The organism is Pseudomonas lactucae, assembly GCF_016937615.1.
Taxonomy (GTDB): domain Bacteria; phylum Pseudomonadota; class Gammaproteobacteria; order Pseudomonadales; family Pseudomonadaceae; genus Aquipseudomonas; species Aquipseudomonas lactucae.
Map to the genome: position 1 here is coordinate 44,913 of NZ_JAFHKI010000054.1, position 15,917 is coordinate 60,829.

The window sequence follows — 15,917 nt, forward strand, 5'->3', positions numbered from 1 at the left end:
TCAGCCGCGCGCAGCAGCAATCTTGATCAGTTTGGCGTAGTAGAAGCCATCATGCCCGCCTTCCTGCACCAGCAATTGGCGGCCGTGGGGTTGCTTGATGCCGGCGGTCGTGGCGAGGTCCAGTTCCCGTGCGCCGCTGGTGCGGGCGAGGAAGGCTTCGATCACTTCGGTGTTTTCTGTGGGCAAGGTCGAGCAGGTGGCGTAGAGCAGGATGCCGCCGACTTCCAGGGTCGGCCAAAGCGCGTCGAGCAGTTCGCCTTGCAGCACGGCCAGGGCGGCGATGTCGTCGGGCTGGCGGGTCAGTTTGATGTCCGGGTGACGGCGGATCACGCCGGTGGCGGAGCAAGGAGCGTCGAGCAGGATGCGCTGGAACGGTTTGCCGTCCCACCAGGTGGCGGTGTCGCGGCCGTCGGCGGCGATCAGTTCGGCGCTGAGGCCCAGGCGGGCAAGGTTTTCCCGTACACGTACCAGGCGCTTGGCTTCCAGGTCGACGGCGACTACGCCGGCCAGGTCTTTTTCGACTTCCAGAATGTGACACGTCTTACCGCCGGGGGCGCAGCAGGCATCGAGCACCCGCTGACCTGGGGCGAGGTCGAGCAGGTCGGCGGCCAGCTGTGCGGCTTCGTCCTGCACACTGATCCAACCTTCGGCAAAGCCCGGCAGGCTGCGCACGTCGGCGGCGGCTTCGAGCACGATGCCGTCGGTGCTGTACACACACGGCGTGGCGTTGATGCCTGCCGCGGTCAGCAATTGCAAATACGCGTCACGGCTGTGATGGCGACGATTGACCCGCAAAATCATCGGTGGGTGCGCATTGTTGGCCGCGCAAATCGCTTCCCACTGCTCAGGCCAGAACGCCTTGAGGGATTTTTGCAGCCAGCGCGGGTGGGCGGTGCGCACCACCGGGTCGTGCTCCAGCTCGGCCAGCAGTGCTTCGCTTTCGCGCTGGGCGCGGCGCAATACGGCGTTGAGCAGGGCTTTGGCCCAGGGCTTTTTCAGCTTGTCGGCGCAACCGACGGTTTCGCCGATGGCGGCGTGGGCCGGCACGCGGGTGTAGAGCAACTGATAAAGGCCAACCAACAGCAGCGCCTCGACATCGGCGTCCGCCGCCTTGAACGGTTTTTGCAGCAGCTTAGCGGCCAGCGCCGACAAGCGCGGCTGCCAACGGGCGGTACCAAAGGCCAGGTCCTGGGTGAAGCCGCGATCGCGGTCTTCAACCTTGTCCAATTGCATGGGTAACGAACTGTTCAGCGAGGCCTTGCCATTGAGTACGGCGGCGAGGGCCTTGGCGGCGGCCAGACGTGGGTTCATTGCGCAGCCACCCCTAGTACGGTGCCCAGGGCAAATTTCTCACGACGGCTGTTGAACAAATCGCTGAAGTTCAGCGCCTTGCCACCGGGTAATTGCAGACGAGTCAGGCACAGCGCTTGTTCACCGCAGGCGACTGACAAGCCGTCCTTGCTGGCGCCAATGATCTCACCGGGGGCGCCTTTGCCGTCGGTGAGGGTCGCCGCCAATACTTTCAAGGCCTCGCCGTTGAGCGTGCTGTGGCAGATTGGCCATGGGTTGAACGCGCGTACAAGGCGCTCCAGTTCCACGGCCGGGCGGCTCCAGTCGAGGCGTGCTTCGTCTTTGTTCAATTTATGGGCGTAGGTGGCCAGGCTGTCGTCCTGCACTTTACCTTCCAGAGTGCCGGCTGCGAGACCGGCGATGGCCTGGATCACGGCAGGCGGACCCATCTCGGCCAAGCGGTCGTGCAGGCTGCCGCCGGTGTCTTCGGCAGTGATTGGGGTGGTGACTTTGAGCAGCATCGGGCCGGTGTCCAAGCCCGCCTCCATGCGCATCACGGTCACACCGCTTTCGCTGTCACCCGCTTCCACCGCGCGCTGGATCGGCGCCGCACCGCGCCAGCGTGGCAGCAGCGAGGCGTGGCTGTTGATGCAACCCAGGCGCGGGATGTCCAGCACCACCTGCGGCAGGATCAAGCCGTAGGCCACCACCACCAGCAGGTCGGGCTTGAGCGCGGCCAGCTCGGCCTGGGCCTCGGCGTTGCGCAAGGTCGGTGGCTGCAGCACAGGAATGTTGTGTTCGAGCGCCAGTTGCTTGACCGGGCTGGGCATCAGTTTTTGTCCGCGACCGGCCGGGCGATCCGGCTGTGTGTACACCGCGACGATGTCATAAGGGCTGGCCAGCAGCGCCTTGAGGTGTTCGGCGGCAAATTCGGGTGTACCGGCAAAAACAATGCGCAGTGGCTCGGTCATGGGGGGTCTCGGTTAAAAGCAGTCACAAAAGAAAAAGGCTTGCCGCAGCAAGCCTTTGGAAGGAGGTCATCAAGCTTGCTGGCGATGCTTTTTTTCCAGCTTCTTCTTGATTCGGTCGCGCTTGAGCGTGGACAGGTAATCCACAAACAGCTTGCCGTTGAGGTGGTCGCACTCGTGCTGGATACACACCGCCAGCAGGCCTTCGGCAATCATCTCAAACGGCTTGCCGTCGCGGTCCAGCGCCTTGATCTTCACGCGCAGCGGGCGTTCGACATTCTCGTAGAACTCCGGCACCGACAGGCAGCCTTCCTGGTATTCGCCCATCTCGTCGGTCAGCGGTTCGAACTCGGGGTTGATGTACACCCTCGGTTCGCTGCGATCTTCGGACAGGTCCATGACCACCACGCGCAGGTGCACGTTGACCTGGGTCGCGGCGAGGCCGATGCCTGGGGCTTCATACATTGTTTCAAACATGTCATCGACCAACTGACGAACCTTGTCGTCCACTACGGCCACCGGTTTGGCGATCGTGCGCAGGCGCGAGTCGGGAAATTCGAGGATGTTCAAAATAGCCATAAGCGTAATTGCTGCACATGTGAGGTAGAGGCAAATCGGCGGTGGGATGGACCCACATGGCCGGTGTGAAACGCTCGCAAGCCGCGAAGGCCCTGGCATTTCACGCGAACGCACATAATAAAGGAGATTCACCCCATGAGGAAATCGCTACTCGTCTTGCTGCTGTGGGCGCCGTTCGCCATGGCTCTGCTGCCCCAGCCCGAGCAACGCCTGGATCGGTCGATGCAACAAGCCATCCAGCACTTTTTAACGCACAACCGCATTCTGGATTCGCCCCAGGATCTGGACAACGCGCCTTACATTGTCGCGGCAGGCGTCGGCCGCGTGCTGGGCGCCACGGGGGAACGCGTGCACGCCAGAGGCGCCCTTGACCCGACTCAGCCGAGCTATGGGATCTTTCGCCGAGGCAAGGTCTACACCGACCCGCGCACCGGAGAGCTGCTGGGCATCAACGCCGATGACATTGGTACCGCGCGTTTTGTCACCGCCGGTGACCTCAGTACCCTGGCCGTGCAGCGCGTCACCCAGGAAGTGCGCCCCGGTGACCGTCTGCTGCGTGTCGAAGTGCCCGTTGTCGATACCCGCGTCGATACTCCCAAGCCCGCACCCTTCGTTGAAGGACAGATTATCGATATTCCCAAGGGCGTCACCCAGATCGGTGTGCTGGATACGGTCATCCTGAACAAAGGGCGCCGAAACGGCCTGGTCGAAGGCCGACTGCTCAACGTGATCAAGGCCGGTGCCAGCGTGCGCGATACACTCACCGGCGCTGCGGCGAACCTGCCGGATGAACGCGCCGGCACGCTGTTGGTGTTCCGCACTTATGAAAAGCTCAGCTATGGGCTGGTGCTCAGTGCGTCACATCCGCTGGCGGTGATGGACCGTTTCGAGACTGTCCGTCAATCGCGATAAATAGCCTACTAAATAAGTTACCAACAGAGTTATCCACAGCTTGTTACGGTCAAGGATGATCCAATGTATCCGTCAAACAGCCATGAAATATCCCCGTCAGAACTGGAAGCGCGCTTACGCTTGCACAGGCTGCCGGACGTCGGTCCCAAGCGGTTTCGCGTATTGATCGAAGCGTTCGGCAGCGCGTCAAAGGCAATCAGTGCGCCTGCCAGCGCCTGGCGGGCGTTGGGCTTGCCATCCGCCAGCGCAGATGCCCGGCGCAGCCCTGAAATCCGCGACGGCGCCAGTGAGGCATTGGCCTGGCTCAGGCGCCCGGCCCAGCATTTGCTGATGTGGGACCAGCCGGATTACCCGGCGCTCCTGGCCCAGATCGATGATGCTCCGCCGCTGTTATTCGTCGCCGGCGACCCTGCAATTCTGGAAAAACCGCAACTGGCGATGGTCGGCAGTCGGCGCGCCTCACGTCCCGGCATGGACACGGCTGCGGCGTTTTCGCGTAGTTTGGCCAGCGCCGGTTTTGTCATCACCAGTGGCCTTGCACTCGGCATCGACGGTGCGGCGCATCAGGCGGCATTGGACGTGGGAGGCCAGACAATTGGTGTGCTCGGCACCGGGCTCGAAAACTTTTATCCACAGCGCCATCGACGTCTCGCTGCCGCGATGATTGCCCAAGGCAGTGCCGTGGTTTCCGAGTTTCCGCTGGATGCCGCGCCCCAGGCCGGCAACTTCCCACGGCGCAATCGCATCATCAGTGGTCTTTCCCTCGGCGTGCTGGTGGTGGAGGCCAGCATGGCCAGCGGCTCGCTGATCACCGCGAAGCTGGCGGCCGAGCAAGGGCGCGAGGTGTATGCGATCCCGGGCTCCATTCATCATCCCGGCGCCAAGGGCTGTCACCAGTTGATCCGTGAGGGTGCGACGCTGGTGGAAACCATCGAACATATCCTGGAAGGCTTGCGTGGCTGGCAGGCATTGTCGCGTCCGACGCCGACGCCTGTGACTCACCCGCTGGTGGCGCTACTGCACGCCTCGCCCCACACCAGCGAAGCCTTGGCGATTGCCAGTGGGCGGCCGCTGTCGCAGGTGCTGGCGACCCTCACGGAGCTGGAACTGGAAGGCCAGGTGATCTGTGAAAGCGGGCGCTGGCTTGCACGCTGCCAGCTTTTGTAGCAGCCAGTTTTTTGGAACTGGGTTTTGTAACGAAGATCGGTAAACTGCGCAGAGCTTTAGTCTGGAGAGTGAGCAATGGTCAACAGGTGGCGTGTGCTGGAAACCGCACGGGAAATTCGCGCAGGTGCGGTGATTGCTTATCCGACCGAAGCAGTTTGGGGGTTGGGCTGCGACCCGTGGAACGAAGAAGCGGTAGACCGTTTGCTCGCCATCAAGAATCGCTCGGTGGACAAGGGCCTGATCCTGGTGGCGGACAACATTCGCCAGTTCGATTTTCTGTTCGAAGACTTCCCGCAGGAGTGGATCGACCGCATGGCCAGTACGTGGCCGGGGCCGAACACCTGGCTGGTGCCTCATCAGGACTTGTTGCCCGAATGGATCACCGGTGTGCACGACACGGTCGCGCTGCGGGTTACGGACCATCCACTGGTGCGGGATCTGTGCTCGTTGGTGGGCCCGTTGATTTCCACCTCGGCCAACCCTCAGGGCCGCCCGGCTGCGCGCACGCGGATTCGCGTAGAGCAGTATTTCCGCGGGCAAGTGGATCTGGTGCTGGGCGGGGCGTTGGGCGGGCGCAAGAACCCGAGCCTGATTCGCGATCTGGTGACGGGTGAGGTGGTGCGTCCCTCGTAGGGCTTTTGTGGCGAGGGAGCTTGCTCCCGTTGGGCCGCGAAGCGGCCCCAAAACAGGCAATGGTGTTTTTCAGGTAAACCGCATTCTCTGGTTTTGGGCCTGCTTCGCAGGCCAACGGGAGCAAGCTCCCTCGCCACAAAGGGCAGTCAAGGCAGCAAAATGGTTGAACCCGTGGTACGCCGCGCCGACAACGCCGTCTGCGCCTTCGCCGCATCCGCCAGCGCGTACCGCTGGTTGATATCAATGCGCACCTTGCCGCTGTTGATCATCGCAAACAGATCGTCCGCCATCGCTTGCAGGTTCGCCGGATTGTTGGCGTAGGTCGCGAGGGTCGGCCGGGTTACGTACAGCGAACCTTTGGCCGACAGAATCCCCAGGTTCACCCCATCCACGGCGCCCGATGCATTGCCGAAGCTCACCACCAGCCCACGCGGTGCCACACTGTCCAGCGAGGTCAGCCATGTGTCCTTGCCGACGCCGTCATAGACCACCGGTACCTTTTTGCCGTCAGTCAATTCCAGCACGCGCTGTGCGACGTTTTCCTTGCTGTAGTCGATGGTTTCCCAGGCACCGAGGGATTTTGCCACGGCGGCTTTTTCCGGCGAACTGACGGTGCCGATCAACTTCACGCCCAGGGCCTTGGCCCATTGGCAGGCCAGGGAGCCCACACCGCCGGCCGCGGCATGGAACAGGATGGTTTCGCCGCCCTTCAATTCATAGGTCTGGCGCAGCAGGTATTGCACCGTCAGGCCCTTGAGCATGGCGCCGGCGGCCTGTTCGAAGCTGATGCCGTCCGGCAGGTGTACCAGATTGGCGGCGGGCAGTACGTGGAATTGGCTGTAGGCACCCAGCGGGCCGCTGCCGTAGGCCACGCGGTCGCCGACCTTGAACTGGGTGACTTCACTGCCGACGGCATCCACCACGCCGGCGCCTTCCGCGCCCAGGCCCGATGGCAAGGCCGGCGGTGCATACAGGCCGCTACGGAAATAAGTGTCGATGAAGTTCAGGCCAATCGCCTCGTTGCGCACGCGCACCTGCTGTGGGCCAGGCTCCGCTGGCGTGTAGTCCACATACTCGAGCACGTCGGGGCCACCATGGGTACTGAACTGGATACGTTTTGCCATCTGCCTTCTCCTTGGGTCGAATTCGCGTAGCCCCCTATCCCACTCCTAAGCTTGATCCTCGTCAACTGCGGCGAACCTGAGCGCAGTGGTATCCTGTGCGCCCATTTGCCGCCGACGCCCACTGGCCTCGCGTAGCGTTGCCCGATTCAAGGTGATCTCATGACTACCCGCACCGAGGCTGTCAAAGCCTACCTGCTCGACCTGCAAGACCGCATTTGCAGCGCCCTGGAAACCTTTGAGACGGACACTCGCTTTACCGAAGACGCCTGGACCCGGCCAGCAGGCGGTGGCGGTCGCACCCGTGTGATTGCAAACGGCGCGGTGATCGAAAAAGGCGGCGTTAACTTTTCCCACGTGTTCGGCAGCGGTCTCCCACCCTCCGCCAGCGCGCATCGCCCTGAACTGGCCGGTCGCGGTTTTGAAGCCCTTGGCGTGTCCTTGGTGATCCACCCGCACAACCCCCACGTGCCGACGTCCCACGCCAACGTACGTTTTTTTATCGCCGAAAAAGAAGGCGAAGAGCCGGTGTGGTGGTTCGGTGGCGGCTTCGACCTCACGCCCTACTACGGTAACGATGAAGACTGCGTCCACTGGCACCGTGTGGCCGAGCAGGCCTGTGCGCCATTCGGCCCGGACGTGTATGCGCGCTACAAGGCGTGGTGCGACACTTATTTCCATATCAAGCACCGCAACGAGCCCCGCGGCATCGGCGGTCTGTTCTTCGATGATTTGAACGAGTGGGACTTCGACACCTGCTTCGCCTTCATTCGCGCCATCGGGGATGCCTACATCGACGCCTACCTGCCGATCGTGCAGCGTCGCAAAGCCACGGCCTATACCGCGCAGCAACGTGAATTCCAGGAATTCCGTCGCGGCCGCTACGTTGAATTCAACCTGGTCTACGACCGTGGCACCCTGTTCGGCCTGCAATCGGGTGGGCGTACCGAGTCGATCCTGATGTCGCTGCCGCCCCAAGTGCGCTGGAGCTATGACTGGAAGGCCGAGGCCGGCAGCGAAGAAGCGCGTCTTACCGAGTATTACCTGCAGGACCGCGACTGGCTCGGCGTTGCAGTGCCCAAGGCGGCGGTCTGATGGATCGTTATGTCGTCTTCGGTAACCCCATCGGCCACAGCAAGTCGCCGCTGATTCACCGTATGTTCGCCGAGCAGACTGGCGAACAACTGGACTACAGCACCTTGCTCGCACCGCTGGAGGATTTTACCGGCTGCGCTCGTGAGTTTTTTCTGCAAGGCCGGGGTGCCAACGTCACCGTGCCGTTCAAGGAGGAGGCCTACCGCCTGGCCGACAGCCTCACCGAGCGCGCCCAACGTGCCGGTGCGGTGAACACCTTGAGCAAGCTGGCCGATGGCACCTTGTTGGGCGACAACACCGACGGCGCGGGCCTGGTGCGTGACCTGACGGTCAACGCCGGGGTGCGCCTCGAAGGCAAACGCATCCTGTTGCTGGGCGCCGGTGGCGCGGTACGCGGAGCGCTGGAGCCGTTGCTGGCCGAGCGACCCTCGTCGTTGATCATTGCCAACCGCACCGTGGAAAAAGCTGAATTGCTTGCCGAGTTGTTCGACGATCTGGGCCCTGTATCCGCCAGCGGTTTCGACTGGCTGCGTGAGCCGGTGGACGTGATCATCAATGCAACGTCCGCCAGCCTTTCAGGCGATGTACCGCCGATTGCCGGCAGCTTGATCGAACCGGGCAAGACCTTTTGCTACGACATGATGTACGCCAAGGAGCCGACTGCGTTCTGTCGCTGGGCCAGTGAGCAGGGTGCAGCGGTAGCGATGGACGGCCTGGGCATGCTGGTTGAACAGGCAGCCGAAGCGTTCTTCCTGTGGCGCGGTGTGCGTCCGGAGTCGGCGCCGGTGTTGGCGGAGCTGCGCCGCCAGTTGGCTTAGCGCCTATCTAAAGTGGGCCCAGTTTTAACCGCGTTCAGTCTTCAAAATGGATGGGGCATCTATCGGTCCCCTCCAGCTTCTTCAACTCCTCAACCACCTGCGGCCTGGCTCGGCGCAATGTCAAACTGCGTCCCAGACCGCGCAACCGCCGCGCCTCCTGATGCAGCATCTCCACCCCGGAATAGTCGATAAAGTTGATCTGCTGCGCCTCGATCACCACCTTTTCGCCCTGCAAGCTTTGCAGACGCACTTGCAGATAGTGGCTGGCACCAAAAAAGATCGAGCCGCCGACCCGCAGTACATCTTCTTCTCCATCCCGCCATTGCTGAACCCGTGGCTGCGAGGTGCGTTTGAGGTAGAAGAACAATGAGGCCAGCACCCCCGCATAGATCGCCGTTTGCAGCTCCAGCAACAAAGTGGCGATGCAGGTGAGGCTCATCACCACAAACTCGGCGCGACTGACCCGGAACAGCGCGCGGATGCCGCGATGGTCCACCAGCCCCAGCAGATCAGCAGGATGCTCGCCGCCATGCTCGGGATCGGGATATGCGCGATCAGCGCCGCGCCAAACAGTGCGAAAAGTGCCACCCACAACGCGGAAAACACCCCGGCCAGCGGCGAACAGGCACCGGCTTCATAGCTGAGGCCTGAACGGGTAAAAGAACCGGCTGACAAGTAGCCAGAGAAAAATCCGCCGACAATGTTGGATAAACCCTGCGCACGCACTTCCTGATTCGCGTCGAGCAATTGCTGCGAACGGGCCGACAGCGAGCGGGCAATCGACAGGCTGGTCACCAGCCCCAGCATGCCCACCGCCACGGCACTCGGGAGCAGGCGCAGGATCATGTCCAAGTCCATCGGCAACGGGCTGAACGGCGGCAGTTTGCCGATAAACGAACTGACGCGCGCCACATGCCCGAACATCGAAGGCGACAACCAGGCTGCCAGGCTGCTCAATGTCAGGGCGATTAACAGCGTTGGCCAGCGTGGCATCAGGTACTTGAGCAGTGCGCCCACCAGCAGGGTGCCCAGGCCCAGGGCCAGCGAGGCGTGGTCCCACTCGCCGGCATGCTCGATCAGCGCCAGCAGGCTATTGATCGCCGTGGCCTGGCTCGGCAAAACCAGCCCCAGCAGGTTGGGTAACTGCCCCAGGGCGATCACCACGGCGGCGCCCAGGGTGAACCCCAGCACCACCGAATGAGAGACGAAATTTACCAGCGCGCCGAAGCGCAGCATGCCCAATAACCACTGGAAAACGCCGGCGAGGAATGTCAGCAGTAGGATGAGCGTGATGTAGTCCTGCGATCCCGGCACGGCCAGCGGGCTGACGCTGGCGTAGAGCACGATGGAAATCGCCGCCGTCGGGCCGCAGATCAGGTGCCAGGACGAGCCCCACAGGCACGCGATCAGTACCGGGATGATGGCGGCGTATAGGCCGTACTCTGGTGGGAGGCCGGCGATCAATGCGTAGGCAATTGACTGTGGCAGGGCGAGAACCGCGCCACTGAGGCCGACGATTGCATCCCGGCCGACGCGGGCGCGGGTTTGGCGCGGGAGCCAGCTGAGGAAGGGGAAAAGTGTATGGCGGTTGGGCCGGGGCATTTATAACTCGGCTGAAAAGGTTTGACTCAAGGGTATCAGTACACGCCAATCCCTGTGGGAGGGGGCTTGCTCCCTCCCACATTGGCACAATGCAAGGCTTTAGAGTTTGGCTTTTACCGCCGCCAACGCATCCTGGCCATCCACGGTTTTTACACCCTCCAGCCATTTATCCAGCACCGCCGGATTGGCCTTGATCCACGCCTTCGCCGCCTCTGCATTGCTGACCTTGTTGTTGGCCACCTCAGCCATGATGCTGTTCTCCATTTCCTGGGTGAAGCTCAGGTTGGTCAGCAGTTTTCCTACGTTCGGGCAGGCCTGTGCATACCCTTTACGGGTCAGGGTATATACGCTGCCGGTGTCGCCAAAATACTTCTCGCCGCCCTTGAGATAGTGCATTTTCAACTGCACGTTCATGGGGTGCGGGGTCCAGCCGAGGAAGGTGACGAAGCGCTGTTTCTTCACTGCCCGTGAGACTTCGGCGAGCATCGCCTGTTCGCTGGACTCGATCAGCTTCCACTGGCCCATATCAAAGTCGTTCTTCTTGATGATCTCCTGCAACGAGATGTTCGCCGCGCGCCGGAGCCGATGCCGTAGATCTTCTTGTCGAACTTATCGGCAAACTTATTCAGGTCGGCAAAATCATGTACACCCGCGTCCCACACATAGTCCGGCACGGCGAGGGTGAATTCGGTGCCGTCGAGGTTCTTGGCCAGTTGCACCACCTCGCCATTGGCCACGAACTTGTCGTAAAAGCCTTGCTGCGCCGGCATCCAGTTGCCGAGGAACACATCCACCTGGCCATCCTTGAGCCCGCCAAAGGTGATCGGCACCGCCAGGGTGTCGACTTTCGCCTTGTAGCCCATGCCCGTCAGCAGGAACCCGGTGATGGCATTGGTCGCGGCAATGTCGCTCCAGCCGGGATCGGCCATTTTCACCGTTTCGCAACTGGCGTCTGCGTACACATTGGCGCTGCTTAACGCCAGAATGCCCAGCACTACCGTTAATTTTTGCATGGCCTTCCCTCTGTATTTATTGGTTTTGGCAGGGTTGTGGATAACGTGCCTTGCGCTCCAGGTCGTCGAGGTCTATGTGGTTGCGCATGTATTGCTGACTGGCGTCCACCAGTGGCTGGTGATCCCAGCTCTTCAGCTTGCCCTGGGTCAGCGCCTCGAATACCAGGCGACGGCGGCGTTGGCTGGCGAGCACTTGCTGGTGGATCGCCGGGATGTCCCATTTGGCCCGTGCCTCGTCCAGGAAGGCGGCAAACAGCGCCTGATGCCGCGGCGACTGGCTGAGTTCCTCCTGCTCCCGTGGGTCGTTGTGTACATCGAACAGTAGACACGGGTCGTCTTCGCTGTAGATGAATTTATAAGCGCCCCGGCGAATCATCATCAGCGGGCTGATGGTGCCTTCGGCCATGTATTCGCCGAACACTTCGTCGTGCCCACCCTGCCCTTGCAAGTGCGGCACCAGCGAGCGGCCGTCCAGCGGCAGGCGTGGGTCCAGCTCGCCGCCGGCCAGCTCCACCAGCGTGGGCAGCAGGTCGGCGGTGGACACGGCTTTTGATACGCGCCCCGCCGCGAACTGCCCCGGCGCGCTGACCAGCAGCGGTACGCGGGCGGCCATTTCAAACCAGTGCATTTTGTACCAGAGGCCACGCTCGCCGAGCATGTCGCCGTGATCGCCGGAGAACACGATGATGGTGTCGTCGCCAGGCCGGTGTCTTCCAGGGTTTGCAGCAGCTTGCCGACATTACTGTCGATGTAGCTGCAGGCACCGAAGTAGGCGCGGCGCGCATCGCGGATCTTATCCACGGGCAGTGGTTTGTCCCACAGGTCATAGACCTTGAGCAGGCGCTGGGAATGTGGGTCGAGATCACGCTGTGCCGCAGTTGCAGGCAAAGGGATGTCGCTGTCGTCGTACAGGTCCCAGAACGGTTTGGGAATGGTGTACGGGTCGTGGGGATGGGTCATCGACACGGTCAGGCAGAACGGCTGGTCGCCGTCCTCGCGAATATGGTCGAACAGATATTGCTGGGCCTTGAATACCACTTCTTCGTCGAAATCCAGCTGGTTGGTGCGCACGCATGGGCCGGCTTGCAGCACCGAAGACATGTTGTGGTACCAGCTGGGGCGTACGTGCGGCTCATCCCAGTTCACCGCCCAGCCATAGTCGGCGGGATAGATGTCGCTGGTCAGGCGTTCTTCATAGCCATGCAACTGGTCGGGGCCGCAGAAGTGCATCTTGCCTGACAGCGCGGTGCGGTAGCCGAGGCGCCGCAGGTAGTGAGCATAGGTGGGGACATCGGCGGGAAAATCCGCCGCGTTGTCGTAGGCGCCGATCTTGCTCGGCAGTTGCCCGCTGACCAGTGTGAAGCGCGATGGCGCACACAGCGGGCTGTTGCAATATGCAGCGTCGAATACCACGCCTTGCTCGGCGAGGCGGATCAAGTTCGGCAGCTTGATGGGCGAAGAACCGTAGAACGGGAGCAACGGCGCGGCCATTTGATCGGCCATGATGAAAAGAATGTTCTTGCGCTTCATGGGTTCTCGGCATTCCATAGGCGGTGTTTATGCGAATGAGCATGAAGCCCATGTAAATTGGGGTAAAGCCCATGAAAGGCAATGTCTAGGATAAGCACGGCTTATGTATGAATCTCTCGGTGATGTGTCCCTCGACCTGCTGCGCGTATTCGAAGCAGCGGCTCGTCATCGCAGCTTTACGGCGGCGGCAATGGAGTTGGGCACCACCCAGCCGGCGATCAGCCAGCAGATCAAGCGCCTGGAAGAACAACTGGCGATTCGCCTGTTTGATCGGATCTACCGCGGCATTGAGCTGACCGAGGCCGGCGCGGTGCTGTTCGAACACGCCCAGGGTGGTTTACAGACCATCAACGCGGGCCTCAGCGCCATCACCCAACAGGACCAGCACGAAGTGCTGCAAGTGGCCACCGACTTCGCCTTCGCCGCCTATTGGCTGATGCCGCGCCTGCATCGCTTCCACCAGGCCAACCCGCAGGTCGATGTGAGCCTGGTGACCAGCGAGCGCAACCACGCCACCCTGCGCAGCGACATCGATGTGGCGGTGCTGTTTGGCGATGGGCGTTTCAAACAGGGCGACAGCCTGTGGCTGTTCAACGAGGAAGTCTTCCCGGTGTGCAGCCCGCAGTGGCTCAAGGACCAGGCCGCGCCGCTGACCCTGCACAACCTGCACGATGTGCCCCTGCTGCACCTGCGCCAGGAAAACAACAGCCGGTGGTTCGACTGGAGTGGAGTGTTTCGCGAGCTGGGCATCACCGTTGCGCCGACGCCAGGCCAGTTGCGCTTCGACAACTACACCCTGCTGATCCAGGCAGCGATTGCCGGTCAAGGCGTGGCCATCGGCTGGCGCCACCTGGTGGATAACCTGCTGGAGCAGAACTGGCTGTGCCGGCCGATCGGCAACACGGTGATCTCCCGCTTCGGCTATTACGTCGTGCAGCCGCAGCGCAAACGCCGGGGGCAGTTGGTTGAGCGTTTTGTCGATTGGCTGGTGGCGGAGCAGGCCAGCAGCGCGCAGTCATTGACCGGGCTGGCACTGCCGTCGATTGCGGTCTAGCATCTGGCGCACAGTGGGTAGGGAGTTCCGCATGCAACGTATCAAGGGCTATCACGCCCACATCTACTTTGATGCCAGCACCATCGACCAGGCGCGCACCCTGTGCGAAGACGGTGCAAAACTGTTCCCGCTGCGCATGGGGCGCGTGCATGAGCGCCCCGTGGGCCCGCACCCCGACTGGAGCTGCCAACTGGCCTTCGACCCCGAATACATCGGCGTGGTGCTGCCGTGGCTGGCGCTGAATCGCAATGGGCTGGTGGTGTTCCTGCACCCTGAAACCGGCGATGAGCTCAAGGACCACACCGATCACGCCATCTGGATGGGCGCGATGCGCACGCTGGACCTGTCTGCTTTTTAACCATCCTTTCTGATCTGCAATCCTTTACTTCTTTAAAGGATGTAGGGATTTGCGCAGTAATCTCCCACTATATGGGATAGATATTTATATATTGAGATATCGCCAGGCTTAGGTTTATATTCGCCCATCTGCTTTTTTCAGCACCCACTCATTTCAGGTGAAGCGATGCAGGCGCAATTGATCGCGCTCGATTGGGGAACCAGCTCCCTTCGTGCTTACAAACTCGGCCCCGCAGGCGTGGTGCTGGAACAGCGCTCGCTGGCGTCGGGCATCATGCATTTGCCCAGCGAGGCCCGGGAGATTGCCGGCGTGCTGTGCAGCGATGGCTTCGAATTGGCCTTCGATGCGGCGTGCGGCGATTGGCTCGAGGCTGAACCTGGCTTGCCGGTGATCGCCTGCGGCATGGTCGGCAGCGCCCAGGGCTGGAGCGAGGCGGCGTATCGCAACACCCCCGTCGACGTCGCCAGCCTGGGCCAGGCACTGCACAAGGTGCTCAGCCTGCGGGGTGTCGAGGTGCATATCGTGCCCGGCGTGATTGAGCAGGTCGGTTTGCCCAATGTGATGCGCGGCGAAGAAACCCAAGTGCTGGGTGTATTGCCCGGGCTGGAGACCGAGGTGTTGATTGGCCTGCCGGGCAGCCACTCCAAGTGGGTCGAGGTGGTGGGCGGCCGCATCACCCACTTCGACACCTTTATGACCGGCGAGGTGTTTGCGGTGTTGAGCAAGCACAGCCTCCTGGGCCGCACCCAAAAGCCTTCTGAAACATTCCAGGCCGATGCCTTTGACCGAGGCGTGCACGTGGCGCTGTCCGACGAGGGCGAGCGTGGCGTGCTGTCGACGCTGTTCAGTGCGCGCACCTTGGGCCTGACCGCGCAACTTTTGCCCGAACAGCAGCCCGACTACCTGTCCGGCCTGTTGATCGGTCACGAACTGGCCGGTCTGCCGGACCGCGCAAAACACTTGCCGATCATCCTGGTCGGCGCCGCCCCCCTCTGCGCCCGCTATCAACGCGCCCTCGCCCGTTGTGGCTTTGCCCATGTGAGCCTGGCGCAAGAGGCCACCGAGCGCGGCCTGTGGCAACTGGCCGTGGCGGCCGGGCTCACTCAACCTGTATAGGAGGCCTGACATGCTCAAGCAAGCACTCGCACAAAACGGTTTGATCGCGATCCTGAGGGGTGTGCGCCCGGACGAAGCCAAGGCGGTCGGCCAAGTGCTGTACGACGCCGGTTTTCGCGTGATCGAAGTCCCGCTCAATTCGCCGGACCCCTACACCAGCATCCGCACCCTGCGCGACAGCTTGCCCGCCGATTGCCTGATCGGTGCCGGCACGGTGTTGACGCCCGAGCAGGTCGAGCAGGTGAGAGCGGCCGGCGGCCAAGTGATCGTCATGCCCCACAGCGATGCCAAGGTGCTGCGCGCCGCCAAGGCTGCGGGCCTGTACCTGTCGCCGGGTGTGGCCACGCCTACCGAAGCCTTCGCCGCGCTGGCCGAAGGTGCCGACGTATTGAAGCTGTTTCCGGCCGAGCAAATGGGCCCGGCGGTGATCAAGGCGTGGCTGGCGGTATTGCCACAGGGCACGTTGTTGCTGCCGGTGGGCGGCATTAACCCCGACAACATGCAGGTGTTCACCGACGCCGGCGCCAAAGGGTTCGGGCTGGGGTCCGGGTTGTTCAAGCCGGGTATGACCGCCGATCAAGTCGCGAGTCGGGCCCAGGCGTATGTCGCCGCCTGGAAAGCCCTGAGCTGAGATCAAATTCCGCGCCCACAGGCGCCGCAT

Annotated in this window: 13 protein-coding genes and 3 pseudogenes; 9 read left to right on the top strand and 7 right to left on the bottom strand. The window is 62.2% G+C overall.

Features of this window, described 5'->3' with window-relative positions; genetic code table 11:
- From rsmB to def, 3 genes are all read right to left on the bottom strand, one after another.
- The gene (gene rsmB / locus JWR98_RS10885; RefSeq protein WP_078735337.1) at window positions 1-1,311 is read right to left on the bottom strand and encodes a 16S rRNA (cytosine(967)-C(5))-methyltransferase RsmB; all 1,311 of its coding nucleotides are present in this window, start codon (window positions 1,309-1,311) and stop codon (window positions 1-3) included.
- Window positions 1,308-2,261, bottom strand: coding sequence for a methionyl-tRNA formyltransferase (gene fmt / locus JWR98_RS10890; protein WP_205490008.1), 954 nt, complete (start codon window positions 2,259-2,261; stop codon window positions 1,308-1,310). The genes rsmB and fmt overlap by 4 nt, the downstream gene beginning before the upstream one ends.
- 69 nt (window positions 2,262-2,330) lie before the next feature.
- Window positions 2,331-2,837 carry a peptide deformylase gene (gene def, locus JWR98_RS10895; protein WP_042943972.1) on the bottom strand — a complete coding sequence of 169 codons (507 nt, stop codon included), beginning with the start codon at window positions 2,835-2,837 and terminating at the stop codon, window positions 2,331-2,333.
- A 135-nt stretch (window positions 2,838-2,972) separates the two neighbouring features.
- Between def and JWR98_RS10900 the strand changes: the two genes are divergently transcribed.
- The 3 genes from JWR98_RS10900 (at window position 2,973) to tsaC (ending at window position 5,549) form a co-directional block, all read left to right on the top strand.
- Window positions 2,973-3,749: a peptidoglycan-binding protein gene (locus tag JWR98_RS10900; RefSeq protein WP_078735339.1), complete on the top strand. Its 777-nt coding sequence runs from the start codon at window positions 2,973-2,975 to the stop codon at window positions 3,747-3,749.
- A 63-nt stretch (window positions 3,750-3,812) separates the two neighbouring features.
- Complete coding sequence (dprA, locus tag JWR98_RS10905) at window positions 3,813-4,916, top strand: DNA-processing protein DprA (RefSeq protein ID WP_078735340.1); 1,104 nt, start codon at window positions 3,813-3,815, stop codon at window positions 4,914-4,916.
- Between the two features lie 75 nt (window positions 4,917-4,991).
- Window positions 4,992-5,549, top strand: coding sequence for an L-threonylcarbamoyladenylate synthase type 1 TsaC (tsaC, locus tag JWR98_RS10910; RefSeq protein ID WP_078735341.1), 558 nt, complete (start codon window positions 4,992-4,994; stop codon window positions 5,547-5,549).
- Window positions 5,550-5,695: 146 nt separating this feature from the next.
- On the opposite strand, the gene JWR98_RS10915 is transcribed toward tsaC, so the two are convergent.
- Window positions 5,696-6,673: a quinone oxidoreductase family protein gene (locus JWR98_RS10915; protein ID WP_205490009.1), complete on the bottom strand. Its 978-nt coding sequence runs from the start codon at window positions 6,671-6,673 to the stop codon at window positions 5,696-5,698.
- Window positions 6,674-6,832: 159 nt separating this feature from the next.
- Between JWR98_RS10915 and hemF the strand changes: the two genes are divergently transcribed.
- Entirely contained in the window at window positions 6,833-7,765 is a 933-nt protein-coding gene (hemF, locus tag JWR98_RS10920) for an oxygen-dependent coproporphyrinogen oxidase (protein WP_205490011.1), read from the top strand.
- Window positions 7,765-8,583, top strand: coding sequence for a shikimate dehydrogenase (gene aroE, locus JWR98_RS10925; RefSeq protein WP_205490013.1), 819 nt, complete (start codon window positions 7,765-7,767; stop codon window positions 8,581-8,583). Before hemF ends, aroE begins: the two co-directional genes overlap by 1 nt.
- 34 nt (window positions 8,584-8,617) lie before the next feature.
- On the opposite strand, the pseudogene JWR98_RS10930 reads toward aroE, so the two are convergent.
- The 3 pseudogenes from JWR98_RS10930 to betC all read right to left on the bottom strand — a co-directional run bounded on the left by JWR98_RS10930 (window position 8,618) and on the right by betC (window position 12,728).
- Window positions 8,618-10,185: pseudogene (locus tag JWR98_RS10930) on the bottom strand (SulP family inorganic anion transporter).
- 99 nt (window positions 10,186-10,284) lie between these two features.
- Window positions 10,285-11,198 (bottom strand): annotated as a pseudogene (choX, locus tag JWR98_RS10935) (choline ABC transporter substrate-binding protein).
- Between the two features lie 16 nt (window positions 11,199-11,214).
- Window positions 11,215-12,728: pseudogene (gene betC, locus JWR98_RS10940) on the bottom strand (choline-sulfatase).
- Window positions 12,729-12,831: 103 nt separating this feature from the next.
- On the opposite strand from betC, the gene JWR98_RS10945 reads away from it, so the two are divergent.
- The 4 genes from JWR98_RS10945 to JWR98_RS10960 all read left to right on the top strand — a co-directional run bounded on the left by JWR98_RS10945 (window position 12,832) and on the right by JWR98_RS10960 (window position 15,887).
- The gene (locus tag JWR98_RS10945) at window positions 12,832-13,782 is read left to right on the top strand and encodes a choline sulfate utilization transcriptional regulator (RefSeq protein ID WP_205490015.1); all 951 of its coding nucleotides are present in this window, start codon (window positions 12,832-12,834) and stop codon (window positions 13,780-13,782) included.
- A gap of 31 nt (window positions 13,783-13,813) precedes the next feature.
- Window positions 13,814-14,140, top strand: coding sequence for a DOPA 4,5-dioxygenase family protein (locus JWR98_RS10950; protein WP_078735349.1), 327 nt, complete (start codon window positions 13,814-13,816; stop codon window positions 14,138-14,140).
- A gap of 165 nt (window positions 14,141-14,305) precedes the next feature.
- Complete coding sequence (locus JWR98_RS10955; RefSeq protein WP_078735350.1) at window positions 14,306-15,256, top strand: 2-dehydro-3-deoxygalactonokinase; 951 nt, start codon at window positions 14,306-14,308, stop codon at window positions 15,254-15,256.
- A 10-nt stretch (window positions 15,257-15,266) separates the two neighbouring features.
- Window positions 15,267-15,887 (top strand): 2-dehydro-3-deoxy-6-phosphogalactonate aldolase, encoded by a 621-nt coding sequence (locus JWR98_RS10960; RefSeq protein WP_078735351.1) that lies wholly within the window; start codon window positions 15,267-15,269, stop codon window positions 15,885-15,887.
- The last annotated feature ends 30 nt before the right edge of the window (window positions 15,888-15,917 follow it).